The 16,215-nt window shown below is 40.5% G+C and carries 14 protein-coding genes; 2 read left to right on the forward strand and 12 right to left on the reverse strand.

From position 1 onward, the window contains the following. Positions 1-107 precede the first annotated feature (107 nt). Together nagE and A33I_RS07275 are read left to right on the forward strand one after the other, a co-directional pair. Positions 108-1,490, forward strand: a complete 1,383-nt coding sequence (nagE, locus tag A33I_RS07270; RefSeq protein WP_022627836.1) for an N-acetylglucosamine-specific PTS transporter subunit IIBC — start codon at positions 108-110, stop codon at positions 1,488-1,490. A gap of 335 nt (positions 1,491-1,825) precedes the next feature. Beyond that, complete coding sequence (locus tag A33I_RS07275) at positions 1,826-2,323, forward strand: GNAT family N-acetyltransferase (protein WP_022627837.1); 498 nt, start codon at positions 1,826-1,828, stop codon at positions 2,321-2,323. 261 nt (positions 2,324-2,584) lie between these two features. Here the strand turns inward: A33I_RS07275 and A33I_RS07280 are convergent, their stop codons facing one another. From A33I_RS07280 to purT, 12 genes are all read right to left on the reverse strand, one after another. Beyond that, positions 2,585-4,405 carry a UbiD family decarboxylase gene (locus tag A33I_RS07280; RefSeq protein WP_022627838.1) on the reverse strand — a complete coding sequence of 607 codons (1,821 nt, stop codon included), beginning with the start codon at positions 4,403-4,405 and terminating at the stop codon, positions 2,585-2,587. 83 nt (positions 4,406-4,488) lie between these two features. After that, positions 4,489-5,448, reverse strand: a complete 960-nt coding sequence (locus A33I_RS07285; protein WP_022627839.1) for an SDR family NAD(P)-dependent oxidoreductase — start codon at positions 5,446-5,448, stop codon at positions 4,489-4,491. A 35-nt stretch (positions 5,449-5,483) separates the two neighbouring features. Beyond that, complete coding sequence (locus A33I_RS07290) at positions 5,484-5,780, reverse strand: hypothetical protein (RefSeq protein ID WP_022627840.1); 297 nt, start codon at positions 5,778-5,780, stop codon at positions 5,484-5,486. 131 nt (positions 5,781-5,911) lie between these two features. Continuing rightward, positions 5,912-7,135: a M20 family metallopeptidase gene (locus tag A33I_RS07295; RefSeq protein ID WP_022627841.1), complete on the reverse strand. Its 1,224-nt coding sequence runs from the start codon at positions 7,133-7,135 to the stop codon at positions 5,912-5,914. A gap of 26 nt (positions 7,136-7,161) precedes the next feature. Further along, positions 7,162-8,613, reverse strand: coding sequence for a sodium/pantothenate symporter (gene panF / locus A33I_RS07300; protein WP_022627842.1), 1,452 nt, complete (start codon positions 8,611-8,613; stop codon positions 7,162-7,164). Then, positions 8,610-8,900 (reverse strand): YhdT family protein, encoded by a 291-nt coding sequence (locus tag A33I_RS07305; RefSeq protein ID WP_022627843.1) that lies wholly within the window; start codon positions 8,898-8,900, stop codon positions 8,610-8,612. Before A33I_RS07305 ends, panF begins: the two co-directional genes overlap by 4 nt. A 115-nt stretch (positions 8,901-9,015) precedes the next feature. After that, the gene (locus tag A33I_RS07310) at positions 9,016-9,777 is read right to left on the reverse strand and encodes an SDR family oxidoreductase (protein ID WP_022627844.1); all 762 of its coding nucleotides are present in this window, start codon (positions 9,775-9,777) and stop codon (positions 9,016-9,018) included. Positions 9,778-9,799: 22 nt separating this feature from the next. After that, a complete protein-coding gene (locus A33I_RS07315) occupies positions 9,800-10,882 on the reverse strand; it encodes a tartrate dehydrogenase (RefSeq protein ID WP_022627845.1) in 1,083 nt (360 codons plus the stop codon). A gap of 39 nt (positions 10,883-10,921) precedes the next feature. Then, positions 10,922-12,376, reverse strand: coding sequence for an aldehyde dehydrogenase family protein (locus A33I_RS07320; protein ID WP_022627846.1), 1,455 nt, complete (start codon positions 12,374-12,376; stop codon positions 10,922-10,924). A gap of 152 nt (positions 12,377-12,528) precedes the next feature. Beyond that, complete coding sequence (locus A33I_RS07325; RefSeq protein ID WP_022627847.1) at positions 12,529-14,325, reverse strand: sigma-54 interaction domain-containing protein; 1,797 nt, start codon at positions 14,323-14,325, stop codon at positions 12,529-12,531. Between the two features lie 127 nt (positions 14,326-14,452). Further along, positions 14,453-14,758: a hypothetical protein gene (locus tag A33I_RS07330; protein WP_022627848.1), complete on the reverse strand. Its 306-nt coding sequence runs from the start codon at positions 14,756-14,758 to the stop codon at positions 14,453-14,455. Positions 14,759-14,875: 117 nt separating this feature from the next. Continuing rightward, the gene (gene purT / locus A33I_RS07335) at positions 14,876-16,075 is read right to left on the reverse strand and encodes a formate-dependent phosphoribosylglycinamide formyltransferase (RefSeq protein WP_022627849.1); all 1,200 of its coding nucleotides are present in this window, start codon (positions 16,073-16,075) and stop codon (positions 14,876-14,878) included. Between the last annotated feature and the right edge of the window lie 140 nt (positions 16,076-16,215).

Raw genomic sequence — 16,215 nt, forward strand, 5'->3', positions numbered from 1 at the left:
CTGTCATAAGTTTTAAAATTAAATAATAGGTATAGACATCTATACTTTTCTAATGCTACACTAATTTCATCTTTACTACCCTATTATTCGATAAGGAGATGAGGTACATGCTTGCATTTTTACAAAAGATTGGTAAATCATTAATGCTGCCAATTGCAGTTTTACCCGCAGCTGCACTGTTGCTCAGGCTTGGGCAAGAGGACTTATTAAACATTCCATTTATGGCCGGAGCTGGAGCTGCTATTTTTGACAACTTGGCGTTGATCTTTGCAATGGGTGTGGCAATTGGATTTGCCCACGATAATAATGGATCAGCTGCTCTTGCCGGGGCGATCGGATATTTTGTCTTAGTGAATGGAACACAGGCAATTAACGACAACATTGAAATGGCGATTTTAGGAGGAATTATCTCAGGGATTATTGCTGGACTTTTATACAACCGCTTTCATAACATCCAGCTCCCGCAATGGCTCGGATTTTTCTCCGGCCGGAGGTTTGTCCCGATCGTTACTGCAGCGACGATGGTCATATTAGCTGGTATTTTCGGTGTCGTTTGGCCGCCGATTCAAGAAATGATTAACGGCCTTGGGCAATGGATCATTGATGCAGGTGCATTAGGTGCCGGAGTATATGGTTTCTTAAATCGTTTACTTATTCCAATTGGACTGCACCATGTATTAAACAGTTTAGTATGGTTTGTATTTGGAGAATTTAACGGAGCGACAGGTGACCTGAATCGTTTCTTCGCAGGCGACCCTAGTGCCGGAATCTTTATGACTGGTTTCTTCCCTGTCATGATGTTCGGTCTTCCTGCAGCGTGTCTGGCGATTATTTTAACGGCTAAAAAAGAGAAGAAAAAGCAAGTGACAGGAATGTTCATCGGTCTTGCGCTTACTTCATTCTTAACAGGAATTACAGAGCCGATTGAATTTTCGTTCATGTTCTTATCTCCATTACTTTATGTGATTCATGCACTCTTAACAGGAGCCGCGATGTCCGTTACCTACTTACTTGAGATACGGCATGGGTTTGGATTCTCAGCAGGTTTTCTAGATTATGCGTTGAACTTCTCCATAGCACAAAGGCCTCTCTTATTGTTAGGAGTCGGACTTGTGTACGGGGTCATCTATTTTGTCATCTTCTATGTATTAATCCGCGTATTAAACTTAAAAACACCGGGCCGCGAAGATGATGATGAGATCGTTGAAGAAGCAAGTGCCGAGCATGCGACAGGCGATAAGTATCACACGATGGCTGTTCAATTCATTGATGCGTTAGGCGGCAAAGAAAACATCACTTCCATTGATAACTGCGCGACACGATTACGTCTTGAGATTGCTGATTCTAGCTTAATTAATGAGAATGCACTTAAGAAAAGCGGCGCCCGCGGTGTGATGAGAATGAGCAAATCAAGCATTCAAGTCATTGTCGGAACGGATGTTGAGTTTGTCAGTGATAAGATGAAACAGATGTTGAAAGATCGTTTATAGTATGAGAGAAAGAGCATGATGCGGATCATGCTCTTTTTTTTGTTTCGTAGAGGGGTGACCGCATTTGTCCCTTTGACACCGTTTATGCGTCGATTAAGTAGATTAATGTGCGGGTTCAACCTTCTATTCTATTGCTTCACGGCTTAATTGCGTCAGTTAACTCTAATTGCGCTGGTTCAGGGGAGATATGCGCCGGTGGAGAGATGAATTGTATTCACTTAATCGATTATAGCGTCACTTCACATGTGAGCAGAATTAAAGATACACTACCCTATTTATTTCGTACTCTTTAATCTATTGTTATACTGAGTGGTAATAGATTGGAGGGCTCTGACATGGATATTCGTTTACTAGATGCTGCAAATGCTTATGACTACAAATGCTTGCGCCTACGAGCACTCAAACATCATCCGGAAGCGTTTAATTCGAGTTATGAAGAAGAAAAGAAATGGTCGCTAAAGAAAACAGAAAAACGCCTTACACTCGATCATTTTATAACGTTTGGCGCGTACGTGGACGAACAACTCGTTGGAATGGTCAGTTTACTCAAAGAGGAAACACAAAAAATCATACATCGGGGAACCATCGTTGCCATGTATGTCGCACCAGAGCAACGAAAGTCTGGCATAGGAAAAGCGTTAGTGAAGCAAGCGATTCTAACAGCAAAAAATGAATTCGAGATGGAACGAATCTATTTGACAGTAACTTCAACAAATCTCCCAGCAAAACGATTATATGAATCACTCGGGTTCACCACATACGGTGTCGACCAAAATGCTTTGAAAATCGATGACTGTTATTATGATGAGGATTTAATGGTGTTAGCTTTATAGTAAATAGCAGCTGCTATAGGCCGGCAGCATGTATTGTATCTTTTGAAGCGGTATATGTGTTAGTTGGTGAGCGGATTGCGCTGGTTCACTTGGTTATTCTATTGTTTCACTAACTAATTGCGTCAGTCTACTCTAATTGCGCCGGTTGAGCAGGGATATGCGGCGGTGCTGAGCGGTATTGTATTCATCTGGTTAATTATTGCGTGATTTCACAACACCTTAAAAGGAGCTGTCCCAAAAAGGGACAGCTCCTACCTCTATCTATTTACTTAAATTCCCTAATACTGCACCTTTTTCAAAAAAGCGCTGAATCTTCTTCTCAACTGTCGCATCGGGAATAAGCGGCGGTGCGTGATGCGGTTTAATTCTTGCATCAATGATTAGATTGTCACAGCCCCAATGCTTGTGCTCTATCGAACTGTTTACTCCGTGCATATCATGAGATGGATTGCTGCGAGTAAATGTTGCCCATAAGAAATTGCTGAGAGAGGCGCTCATGAACTCACTGTCATCACACACAATAAATAGCGGACAACCTGAGAGGTCCCCTTTTTGCTTTAATAGAGCGGTCATTTCGTTCATTTCCTGCTCGACCTTCGTATAGTCTTCAAACTTAGACGCTTGAAGAGCAATGACTCCTGGCATGACAAAGCGGGCGTTCAAAAAGCCTTCAAGTGCACTTGGAAGACTCGACACAAGCTCTCGTTTCTTATCTCCGCACGCTGCAAACACAACTTTGCTTCCTGTATTTAAGCCCGTTCCAGAGTAATCGAGTGTATCAATCGTTGTATTCGTCTGGAAATGAATATCGCGGCGCAGGTCCATCCGCTCTAGTATATACGATAGGAATTCCATTTCTTTATGAGTAGATAGCGGCTTGTCCTCTTCTGCTGCGATAAACAGGTATTTAGCAAGACTAAGCTGACCCGTGCCGAGTACTCGATTGGCAATCGTTAAAAGCTCTGCTGGCTGCTTTACTTTCTGGTAAGGCGTATACCGTTCACTTCCGATCGCAAATAACAGCGGGTGAACCCCAGCAGCATCAACCGCATGTACTTCTTTAACCCCAGGAATCTCCTGCTTCACGGCATCTCCAGTCAGCTCATGAATTAAATCACCGAATGCTGTGTCCTCTTGAGGCGGACGTCCCACAACTGTAAACGGCCAAATAGCATTGTCCTTCGCATACACTTTATGCACTCGCATCAGCGGGAACTCGTGTGTCAGGCTGTAGTAACCGAGGTGGTCACCGAATGGTCCTTCAGGCTTTGTCTCTCCAGGATGAATTTCTCCAGTGATCACGAAATCAGCATCATGACTAATGCAGTAGCCGTCTTCATAGCTGTAGCGGAAGCGTCGTCCTGCAAGCATTCCAGCAAAGGTCATTTCACTCAAGCCTTCAGGCAGCGGCATTACGGCTGATAATGTATGTGATGGATGTCCTCCGATAAAGATACTCACTTTTAACGGTTCCCCTTGTTTTACCGCTTTCGCTTGATGAACACCGATTCCGCGGTGAATTTGGTAATGAAGTCCAATTTCTTTATTCAACTCATACTCATTACCGCTTAACTGGACACGGTACATTCCAAGATTGGCATTCATAATCCCTGGCTTTTCAGGATCTTCTGAGTACACTTGCGGCAACGTCACAAAGGCCCCGCCGTCATCCGGCCAATGATGAATCAAAGGGAGATCTGAAATCTTCACTTCTTTAAATGTGCTAGGCAATGAAGACTTCTTTTGCGGAAGAGCTTTTGTTGCTGCAAGCCCTGAACCGACATGCTTAAAAGGGCTCTTCAGTGCGCTCATCGGGTCATTTCTAAGACCGATGATTTCCTGTGTTTTATCCCATGTCTTTCTAAAAATAAATTTACTGCGCTCAACTGTGCCAAACAGGTTGGACACAGCTGGGAATTTTGAGCCTTTCACATTTTCAAACAAAATAGCAGGTCCATTTTCATTAAATACTTTCAAATGAATGGCTGCCATTTCTAAATGAGGGTCAACCTCTTCTTTTATACGAATTAACTGTCCATTTTTTTCTAAGTCAATAATACATTCTTCAAGGTTTTGGTACATGATCTAAACTCCTATGTCTATGTCGTCATCAACCCCTATTATAACTCTTCACATCTGTTGTGTCTTGTGTGAGCTAGGAAGGTTCAAAGAGTTGAAACATCTTGTTGATAGGAAGTCATGATCGATTCACAGAAATCAATCAGCTTTTTTCTCTCTTCTGGATTGTCTGCATAATACGGATAAAACTGTGATCCGGTTAGCTGCTTAACCTGCTTTAAGACAGATGGCTCCACATCTGCACGCACCATCGTTTCTAGCTTATCATTCATTAATGACCCTGTTACATCCATAAAGCGTGGTGTTGTACAAATATCCACATAGCATTTTGCCATTTTTTCAGGAGGCGGGAAGAATACATTTTGAGCTCTAGCTGCAAGCCTCCACTTAAGCGTGAATTTATTCAGGGTCTGTGGTGACATTCGTGCCCCGTTGATCTGCAATGCGTTTACTCTGATGCCGTCCTCTTTATACTTTTCAGCTAAATAGAAGGTTAATATCACTAGAGCCATTTTTGATTCACAGTATTGTTTATACACACTAAATGGCTCGCTAGCCCTCCACTCACCCTTTAAGTGCTCAAAATGAATGTGCTTTTTCGGATCAAAGAAGTGCTTAACGATATTGCTCGATGCATTTAAAATGACAGGCTTTTCTCCACGCTTTAAAACATCTCTCAATAATTCATTCATGTAAAACGGACCGAGCACATTCGTGGCAAATGTCAATTCTATAATATCGGGATTTAAACGATGCGGGGAACCATGATTAATATAAGCCGCATTATGTATCAAGATATCAAGTTTATTAAAACGTTCTTTATACTCTTTGTTAAATTCTTTAATTGAGCTAAATGAGGACATATCCACCTGCATGAGGTGTACATGCCGGTTGTTGGTCGTTTGAATGATTTCCTCTTGTACCTGCTTACTTCTTTCCTTATCTCTACAAGCCATTACGACCTCACAGCCAAGCTCTGCAAATTTAAAAGCAGCAGCGCGGCCAATGCCGGAATTAGCTCCCGTTATTACAACGACTTTGCTCATTCATACTCCCCCCAGAAACAACTTCTAGAACCGTTTCAGTCACCAACCCTCTTTAGCCACGCTTTGACCTTAGCTTTTGGATAATAGATTGTATTATTAATTATTAAATGAGGAATTTGGGGATGTTCTTTTATTAAATGTTTTGCATCCTCTTTTGATATTCCCATAAAATAATGAATCTCGTTTTCTTTTATTAATCCATACTCTTCATCTTCAGTTAGTGAATCAAAAAAATTTGGCGAGTTTGGATTTTTGAAGTTTTTTAACCCCTCCCCAATAAAATACCCAGCAGCTGCAATCCCAGCTCCAATAAAGATAAAATCCCAAACCATATGTACCTTCCTCCTAATCTCAATCCTATAACTTATTACACACAACTAAAGTTTAGCATATGATTTAGGCGTAATTTCTAAAGAAAAGATAAAGAGTGCAATCTCATAGGAAACTGCACTCATATCTCTCTTTATTTGTTCAAGAAATGTAAGGCTGCTTGACGATAAATCTCTGTGGTTTCTGCTAATTCGTCTAAATCAACATACTCATTTATTTGATGAGGAACTTCCCGATCTCCTGCTCCTGTGGTTACAATCGGTATTCCTTCTAAATGTAAGAAGGTACCATCCGTAGCACCAGGAACACCATTATAAACCGGTTCTTTTCCAGTAACTTCTTTGTAAGCAAAAGCAAGCGACTTGACTACAGGTTCCGTCCTGCTTGTTTCGGTCCATGGGCGGTCTTCTATGACTTCAAAAGAAGCTTTGAAATCATGATCCGCTTGCTTAAGATAATCCAATATAGATTGAATATCTCTTTTTATAGTCTCATGGTCTTGACCGGGAACGGTTCTAATATCTAGAGTAGTCATACACTCATTTGGTACAACGTTAATTTGTGGATCTCCTTTCACTGGCGCTTGTAAAATAGTCGGTGTCACACTAGGCCAGCCTAGCTCGGGGTGGCAGCCTAATCTCTCTTTTTCTAATTGCTCATAGCGATCAAGTTCACAAATCACCTTAGCCATTCTCGTATTAGGATTAACTCCTGATAATGGCATCGCCCCATGAGCCATCTTTCCATACGTCCGCACGATGACTCTCATCGCACCTTTTTGACTGATGCATAGTTGATTTTCTTCAGGTTCACAAATAATAGCCGCATCCACCCCCTTGGCCCAGCCTCTCTTTATAAAATCCTTAATACCGATCATCATTCCTTCCTCATCGCATGGGATGCAAAGGAGGATCTTCCCTGTGAACGATTCGTTGTCACGGAGGATTGAATGCACTGCTGTAATCATACATGCTAAATTCCCTTTAGTATCGTTCGTACCGCGACCATACATTCTACCCTCTTTAATAACAGCCGCAAACGGCGGGGCATCCCAGGCTTCTGGGTCTCCTTCTGTTACAACATCTGTATGCCCTTCAAACAACAAGATCTTTCCAGGCTTACCTGAGTCAACGATCCCAATCACATTTGGCCGGCCTTCCTCTACGTACTCAATATGGGCTTTTATACCAAGCTTCTCTAAATAATCTGCCACAAACAATGCTACTTTCTCTTCGTTCCCATTCTTCGTTCCGGGCCTATATACACTCGGTATTTGTACAAGCTTTTGCGTGAGACTTATAACCTCTTCTCGATCACGGATCTTCCTTTGTTCTTGCTTTGGACTCAATTTGTGCATCTTTACATCTCCCTTCAAAAAATAGCTTAAGCATTCACTTGGTTTTCCGTTGAAATCGATTGCTCCTTTGTTATTAAACTAACTGCCACAAAAGCGATAAATGAAAGAATGATTGGAAAAACAACCGTATGAACTCCGAAAACGTTTGGACTGAATGTGTGAATAAGAATGTAGGTACCTACCCCAACCACCATTGAAGCAAGCGCACCATGTTTATTCCCACGACTCCAATACAGTCCCATAATAACCGGCCATATAAATGCTGCTTCAAGACCACCAAAAGCAAATAAATTCAACCAGATTAATAGATCAGGCGGACTTAATGCCAAAGCAAAGACAAGCACACCTAGTAAAGTAGTTACACCAAGCGTTATACGCTTCACTTGTTTATCAGAAGCAGTTGGCTTGACATAATTAAGGTAAACGTCTTTTACTACAGTTGAGCTGACCAATAAAAGCAGGGAGTCAACTGTTGACATGATAGCAGCCATTGGTGCAGCTAGAACAATTCCTGCAAGCCACGGAGGGAGAACTTCTAATGTAATAAGCGGCATAACAGAATCTCCAACTTCAATTCCTGGTAAAATGGGACGTGCAAATACCCCGATTAAATGCATACCAAGCATAATAAACCCAACAACAATAGTTCCTGTAATTAAGGCACGATGCATTGCTTTCGAGCTTCTATAAGACATAGCACGCACAGTTACTTGAGGTAAGGCCACGACCCCAACTCCAACTAAAATCCAGAAAGAAGATACATAGGCAGGTGTTAAGCTGCCATCATGACCAAAGGGACTTACAAGATTCGGGTTCTCAGCTATGAGGTCTGACATAATGTTGCTAATCCCACCTCCAGCTATAATGGTCCCTATTAAAATGATGAGAGTACCACCAACCATGACAACACCTTGAATCGTGTCTGTTAGTGCAACCGCTCTAAAGCCGCCGATGACTACATAAACTAACACTGCCACCGCGAAAATAAATAATGCGGACGTATAATTAAGGCCTGTAAGTGATTCTATTAATCTTGCACCGCCAACCCATTGTGCAGTCATTGCGGAAAAGAGAAAAATGATAATACTGATTGCAGAAAAAATAGCTACTCCTTTGCTTCTATACCGTTTCCTTAAAAAATCAATTAATGTAATCGCTTCGTATTTACGAGCATAAATGGCAAACTTTTTACCAAGTATCATCAATACAAAATAACCTGTCGCTACTTGAGCCATCGCTAGGAGCACCCATGCGAGCCCTTGAGTATAAGCTACACCTGGTCCGCCAATAAAACTACTTGCACTACCGTACGTAGCAATCATAGTCATCGCTAAAATGAATCCACCAAGCTCACGACTTCCTAAAAAATACTCCTGCAGAAAGTTATTTGAAGATTTAATGTAGCGTGATGACCAGAAACCAACTACAAAGATCGAAAGCAAGAAGATGATTAAAGGAATCATTACTGCCCAGTTCATTGAATCTCCTCCTCTTCTTCATCTTCAAATGGCACTTCTACAAAGAAACCTTTTACTGCCACTATTACTAATACAACCATAATTAGAAAACCTACTACACAGCTATAGAAAAACCAGGAAGGCAGCCCAAATATATATGAATATTCTTCTACCGGCCTAGACCCTAACCCATACGCAAATCCAAACCACCAGATAAAATTAAATAGTACTAACCCCACACCGATTAATGCCTCACGATTGGCAATTTTAAATCGAGGATCATTTGGATCAATTTGATTATTAGCCATACGTAATAGCTCCTTTCAAATAGAAATCAAGGAATAAAGATACTTAACTAGGTCTAGGAGGATAGATACATTTACTCTTTTCTTAATTTTCTGTTATTTTTTCATATAAAAAAAACTAAATTCCTCTTCCCCCATCTACATTTAAAATTTCTCCTGTAACACTTCTGGCTGCTTCCGTTGATAAATAAAGGGCGGCCTGAGCGATTTCTTCAGATTGTATCAACGCACCTAATGGCATGCTTTTCACAAAAATATCATTTATATCTTCATTCTTTGATTCATCAGCGAGGAATTGAGAAATCATTGGTGTTTCAGTTGGTCCAGGGTTAATGGCGTTCACCCTGATTTTGTACGGAGCTAATTCTATCGCTAATGCTTTAGTGAGCATAATTGCTCCACCTTTGGACGCGCAGTATGCATTTAAACCTGGTCTAGCTCTAACCCCAGCAATTGAACAAACATTAATAATAGATCCAGAATGCTGCTTTTTGAAATAGGGTACAGCATATTTAGTTGTTAGAAAGATTGACTTTGTATTTACATCCATTAAACGATCCCATTCTACCTCCTCTAACTCTTCTATCTGAGTAAATGATTGAGGAATTCCCGCACAATTAACTATAATATGAAGGGTTCCAAACTTTTCAACTGTTTCAGAGATTAAAGACTGGACACTCTTAGCGTTTGCTACGTCTGCTTTCACGGCGATAGTCGTATCGCTTGAAAAAACACTTGCTGCGTTCTCAGCTGCCTGCACGTTAATATCAGCAAACACAACATTGGCCCCTTCGCTAACAAATAGCTGTGCTACAGCTTTTCCCATGCCAGAACCTGCCCCAGTTACCACTGCAGTTTTACCTGCTAATTGTAATGCCACACCTCTCACCACCTTAGATTAATTAAACGAATTGACTTAAATGCTTAAACTTATGGACAATAGCCTCTCCTACTTCAACTGTAGAGGAATATCCTCCTAAGTCTGGTGTACGTACAAGCCCTTCTTGAAGTACCTCTTCAATCGATTGTATAATCAGCTCACTTAGTACCGTTAAACCTAAGTGATCCATCATCATCGCAACGCTCCAAATCTGTCCGATAGGATTAGCGATTCCTTTTCCTGCAATATCTGGTGCAGACCCGTGAATCGGTTCAAACATAGAAGGGTAATGAAAGTCAGGATTGATATTTCCTGAAGGAGCTAACCCTAACCCTCCTACGATCGCTGCACCTAAGTCGGTTAAGATATCACCAAATAGATTACTGCCGACAACAATATCAAATTCTTCTGGCTTAGAGATAAAGTAGGCTGCTAGAGCATCAATATGATAGATATTCGTTTCTATTTCAGGATGATGACCGGCTATTTCTTTTGCTATCTCATCCCAAAAAGGCATTGCAAAATTAATAGCATTTGATTTAGTTGCAATCGTCATGTTTTTCTTTTGTTTTTTGTTGGCTAAAGTATATGCATATTCTAAAATTCTTTTTGTACCGAATTTTGTAAAAACATTGTTTTGGATTGCTAATTCATAAGGGGTTCCTTCGTGCAGCCTCCCCCCAATATTTGAGTATTCACCTTCTGTATTCTCCCTTACAACTAGAAAATCTAGGTCATCATGCGTCTTATGACGTAATGGACTCTCAAGACCTTTAAGCAGTTTAACCGGTCTAAGATTGACATATTGTTGAAACGTCCGCCGAATAGGGAGGATGAGTTCCCAAACTGATACATGGTCAGGTACTTCAGGAGCACCAACTGCACCAAATAAAATGACATCTGAATCTCTAATCTGATCAAGCCCATCTTTTGGCATCATCATTCCGTTTTTTAAGTAATAATCACACCCCCAGCCGTATGATTCATATGAAAAGCGAACCCCTCCATGAAGCTTTTCAGCTGCTTCAACGACTTTTAATCCCTCACGCATGACTTCTGGACCAATCCCGTCCCCTGCAATGACAGAAATAGAAAAATGCTTCAAGCGCACACACCTCACAAACGTTCATAGTTTAGTAGATTTTTATGTTACTTTGACTGCAATATTTTTAAGCTGTGTATAATTTTGCAAAGCTTCAACACCCTTCTCTCTGCCAATACCGCTCTTCTTATAACCGCCAAAAGGCATTTCTACCCCTCCTGCAGCGCCGTAATTATTTATAAATACTTGACCGCTTTTTACTTTATTGCTAACCCTGTGAGCACGCGAGATATCTTTTGTCCAGATGCCTGTCACTAACCCGTAAGCTGTCCCATTAGCAAGATCAATTGCTTCTGACTCGGTTTCAAAGTCAAATACAGTAAGTACCGGTCCAAACACCTCCTCTTGAGCAATCTCACTTTTTGGAGAAATTCCATCTAAGATTGTCGGCAGGTAATATAAACCTCTTGAATGAATGATCTCTGCTGGTCTACCTCCAGTAATCACATTGGCCCCTTCTAATTTAGCCTGTTCAACCATTGCTTGAATTCGGTCAAACTGTTTTTTTGTAATAATCGGTCCTAAATCGTTATTGTCTGCTCCAGGACCAATAGAGATAGATTCTATCAGCTTAACTAGCTTCGTCAGTAATTGTTCTTTGATTGTATGGTTTACAATCAATCTAGAACCGGCAGAACATGTTTGGCCTGCATTCTGAATAAATGATTGGACAATTACTTTAGCAACTTCATCTAAGTCAGAGTCTTCGAAAACGATATGGGGTGACTTTCCTCCAAGCTCTAATGTAACGGGTACAATTTGTTTAGCTGCAGCCATCATCACTTTGACTCCTATATCGTAAGAGCCGGTAAACGTAATATGGTCAATGTCAGGGTGATTAATCAAAGCATCTCCTGCTTCATGACCGTAACCAGTAACAATTTGCAAAGCTGATTTCAATGTCTCATTATCAGCAATCAGCTTCCCTAGTGCTAAGATAGAGAGTGAAGCATCTTCAGCCGGCTTCACAACTACTGTATTACCTGTGGCGATTGCAGCCGCTATGCTTCTAGAAGCAATTTGAAGCGGGTAATTCCATGGGATTATCTGTGCACTTACCCCAATAGGCTCTCTAATCGTATAATCAAGAATTCCAGGTTCCACTGGTATGGTTTCCCCGAACATCTTGTCTGCCATTCCAGCGTAATACTCAAAATAACGAGCGCTGTTTTCTACATCATTTTCTGATTGAGATAGTGGTTTGCCTGTATCACTTGTTTCAATATTGGCTAATTCTGATTTATTCTCTCTTAATTTAGCTGCTATTTCATTAAGAGCTCTCCCCCTTTGTGAAGGCTTTAATAACTGCCAAGAATCAGAATCGAACACTTTCTTAGCTGCTGTCACTGCATGTGCCACATCTTGTTTTTGCCCACGTGGTATTGCGGTTATGACTTCCTGACTTTCGGGATTTACAACATCAATCATTTCTTTATTCGAGGCGTTCAGCCAGTTACCATCAATGTACATCTTTTCCCAAATCCGTGTAGAGTCCATTTTCTTATCCCTCCGCTTTGCTTGAATAATGAGCTGGTACTAAATAAAATGCAAGAACTGTGCCAATTTTAAACCACATAAAAGTGCACTAATTTCGAGATAAAGGTTGCATTCAGTTGCAAGAAACAACAATGATGTTGCAGATTGCAACATCATAGATTATATTTTTTTATTTTCCTCCATAAAGTGGTTCGATCAATACCTAAGGAGCGGGCTGCAAGCACTCGGTTATTGTCATATTTCTCAAGAGCATGTACGATTAAATGCTGCTCATTTTCTTTGAGCCCTGCTTGTCTAGTCACTTCCCTTTCTTTCATAAAAGGGATAAATGGATTATCCGCTTTTAATACCGAACCTTCTTCTAAGACAGCCATTCTTTCTACAACATTTCTAAGTTCTCTAATGTTCCCCGGCCATTCATACTCCTTTAATTTTCGATAAACCCCTTCGTCAACCTCTAAAATAATAGAACCTCTTTCTTTATTAAACTCAGACATAAATATCTCTACGATGTCTGGTATATCATCTAACCGTTCTCGTAGGGGAGGAATATCTAACGCAAGTACATTTAATCGATAATAAAGATCCGCTCTAAAACGCTGTTCCTTGATCTCAAGTTCAAGTTCACGATTTGTAGCAGCTATAATGCGAACATCTACCGGTATAATTTTATCTCCTCCAACGCGCCTGACCGTTTTTTCCTGTATCACTCGAAGGAGAAGAGTTTGAATTCTTTGAGGTATTTCTCCTATTTCATCTAGAAATAATGTGCCTCCATGAGCTAATTCAAACAGCCCTTGTTTTCCTCCTTTTAACGCACCAGTAAATGTACCTTCAACATACCCAAACAGCTCGCTTTCAAGTAAATTTTCAGAAAGTGCAGAGCAGTTGATCCCTACAAATGGCCCGTATGACCGCCTGCTTGAAGCATGGATTCCTTGAGCAAATAGTTCTTTTCCAGTGCCCGACTCTCCAGTGATTAATACGGTTGAGTCTGTTGCAGCATACTTTAATGCAAGCTTTTTAGTAGAGTGGATAATGGGGGATCGTCCAACAATATCCTCTAAGGAATATACCGTCTCTAACCCATTTTCATGTAATCTTCTTCTAAGTTTCAGCTCAGCTTTCTGAATATCAGTGATTTCTTTAAAATTTGAAACAGCACCGATAACTTTCTTACCAATTTTAATGGGATAGCGATTAATCACTAACTTACGCCCATGAACTGTTGCAAGATCCCCCATTTCTACGACACCTGTCTTCAAAACACGTAACATATCTGAATCAGGTATATAAGAGGTTATATTTTGCCCAATACTGTGGTTATCTAACCCAAGAATTCGTTTAGCATGTTGATTCACCAGCTTTATTATCCCGTCTTTATCAACCGTTACAATCCCATCATGATCAGAATCAAGTATGGCATCCACTTGATAACGGTCCCTAATTACCTCTTCAGTAAAAGTCAGCATGGAGGCTGCAATTTGAACAATATTAATTAAAACAGCTTTACCTGGTGTGACAAAATTGAGATGTTGAAGCGGTATATGAACAAGTTCTTTTTTCAGCCAAATAGGTGCTATGTATGCAGTGCTATCATCTATTGCTATAGAGGAAGCATCTTTTAATAATACAAAAGAAGACGCTGAATCACTCCTTTTCAACCAATCTATTTCATCCTGAGTTCCAATTACTTTATAACTTGTTTCCTTACTTTGATTTACATATTCTTGAATGTCCCAAGAAGTAATCATTATAGGAATAATAGGCAAAGGAATATGTTCTAACTCTTTCTTGTATATCGCAGGAGTCACTATGATCATTGGGTTCATTACTTGGTCTAGTAGTGAATTAAGAGAGGAAAAATATTGAACTTTTATCTTTTCCTTTTCGAACAATGCTGCTAGCTCATCAACGTACATCTCATCAACTTTATAAAGTACAATCATTAGAACCTTCACACCCCTTTTATAAAGAGTTCTATAATTTGAGTGAAGTTCCTCTTTCTCTAAATCTCTAAGACTTTCTTTAAATATAAAAAAACCCTTAACACTAAGTGTTAAGGGCATCACCAACTCAACTAAACAACGGCACCACATTCGTAAAACGGTTAAATTCTCTTACTTCCCCTGGATCCTTCATCAGCTTGACAGCATCTTGATAGCTTTTCATTTTCTTTAGCATATCAATAAAAATCTCATCTGCTGCAGCTTGTTCCTGAAGAGATGCGAGCAATGTGGCGTTAGCTAAGAGCCATTCGAATGTTTTGGTTTCATAGTTTTGTTTCATATTCCAAGATAGATAGAGATAGGTCACTTCTGAAACTTCCTCTTCATTCCTCAAAAGGTCCTCACATAATGAAATCGCTTGTTCTTTATCCATACCGATCATCCTTTATTATTCGCTCCCCTCATTATAGGTGAGATGTTAAGTGACATCTATGGATGAATAAAGGGAGTAGATTCAATGTTTTCCAGCTTTCAAACAATGGAATGATTATTAATTAATCGGTTGGACTTCTTTCTCATAAATAATGCCAATTTTCTCTGCAGCCTTCTTTGATTTTTCACATGCCGCATCCACTGTATCAGCCGTACTTAAGCTGACAGCAAGACGTCTTCCATTGAGAGCATTCGGTTTACCAAAGATCCGTAATTGTGTGTTAGGAACCCTTAGAGCGTCTTCCATTCCTGTCATTTGATACGTGTTACTTGCTTCTGTTGCTTTAATCGCATGGCTTGCGCCGTTTGAGTGAAGGCCAATTTCGGTAATAGGCAGCCCTAAAATCGCACGAACATGAAGAGCAAATTCAGAAAGGTTCTGCGTGACTAATGTAACAAGGCCTGTATCATGAGGTCGCGGTGATACTTCACTGAAGTATACTTTATCCTTTGTTAAGAATAATTCAACGCCAAACAATCCATATCCGCCTAGTTCATCAGTAATCTTTTTAGCAATTTGCTGTGATTCCTCGATTTGAGCAGCTGACATTTGGTGCGGCTGCCATGATTGTATGTAATCTCCGCCCTTTTGCACATGGCCGATTGGTGCGCAATAAGAAGTCCCTGATACAGAGCGGACAGTCAACAAGGTAATTTCTGAATCAAAGTGAATGAATTCCTCAACAATGACTCGCGTGCTCTTCCCGCGGCCGCCTTCAATCGCTTCATTCCATGAGGATTCAACATCATCAAATGTTTTGCAAAGTGTTTGTCCTTTTCCTGAAGAACTCATAAGCGGCTTAATCACGCATGGTGTACCAATTTCAGTAATCGCTTTTTTTAATTCTTCAAGAGAGTCAGCAAACGCATAATTAGCTGTTGGCAGCCCTAGCTCTTCTCTTGCCAAACGTCTGATTCCTTCACGGTCCATTGTAAGCTTCGTGGCTCTTGCAGTAGGAACAACGTTAAAGCCTTCTCCTTCAAGCTCAACCAAAGCATCTGTTGCAATGGCCTCTACTTCTGGAACAATGAGATCTGGCTTTTCTAATTCAATTACTTTGCGCAGTTCCTCTGCATCAAGCATATTCACCACATGACATCTGTGAGCAACCTGCATCGCTGGTGCCCCCGCATAACGGTCAACAGCAATAGTTTCAACTCCGAGTCTTTGAGCCTCAATGATCATTTCTTTTCCTAATTCACCTGATCCTAATAGCAGCATTTTTTTGGCATTTACTGTATTTGGCACACCATACATATGTAACGACCCCTTTATCAAATGATTGGTTTTAACAATAATAACGCGAATCAGATGATATAATCAAGGTATTTTGCATCATTTACGAACATTTATATATATAAGTTCATAAATAATTCGCTTTTACAACTTGCTGGATA

Source organism: Alkalihalophilus marmarensis DSM 21297 (genome assembly GCF_000474275.2).
Classification (GTDB): Bacteria; Bacillota; Bacilli; order Bacillales; family Bacillaceae_D; genus Alkalihalophilus; species Alkalihalophilus marmarensis.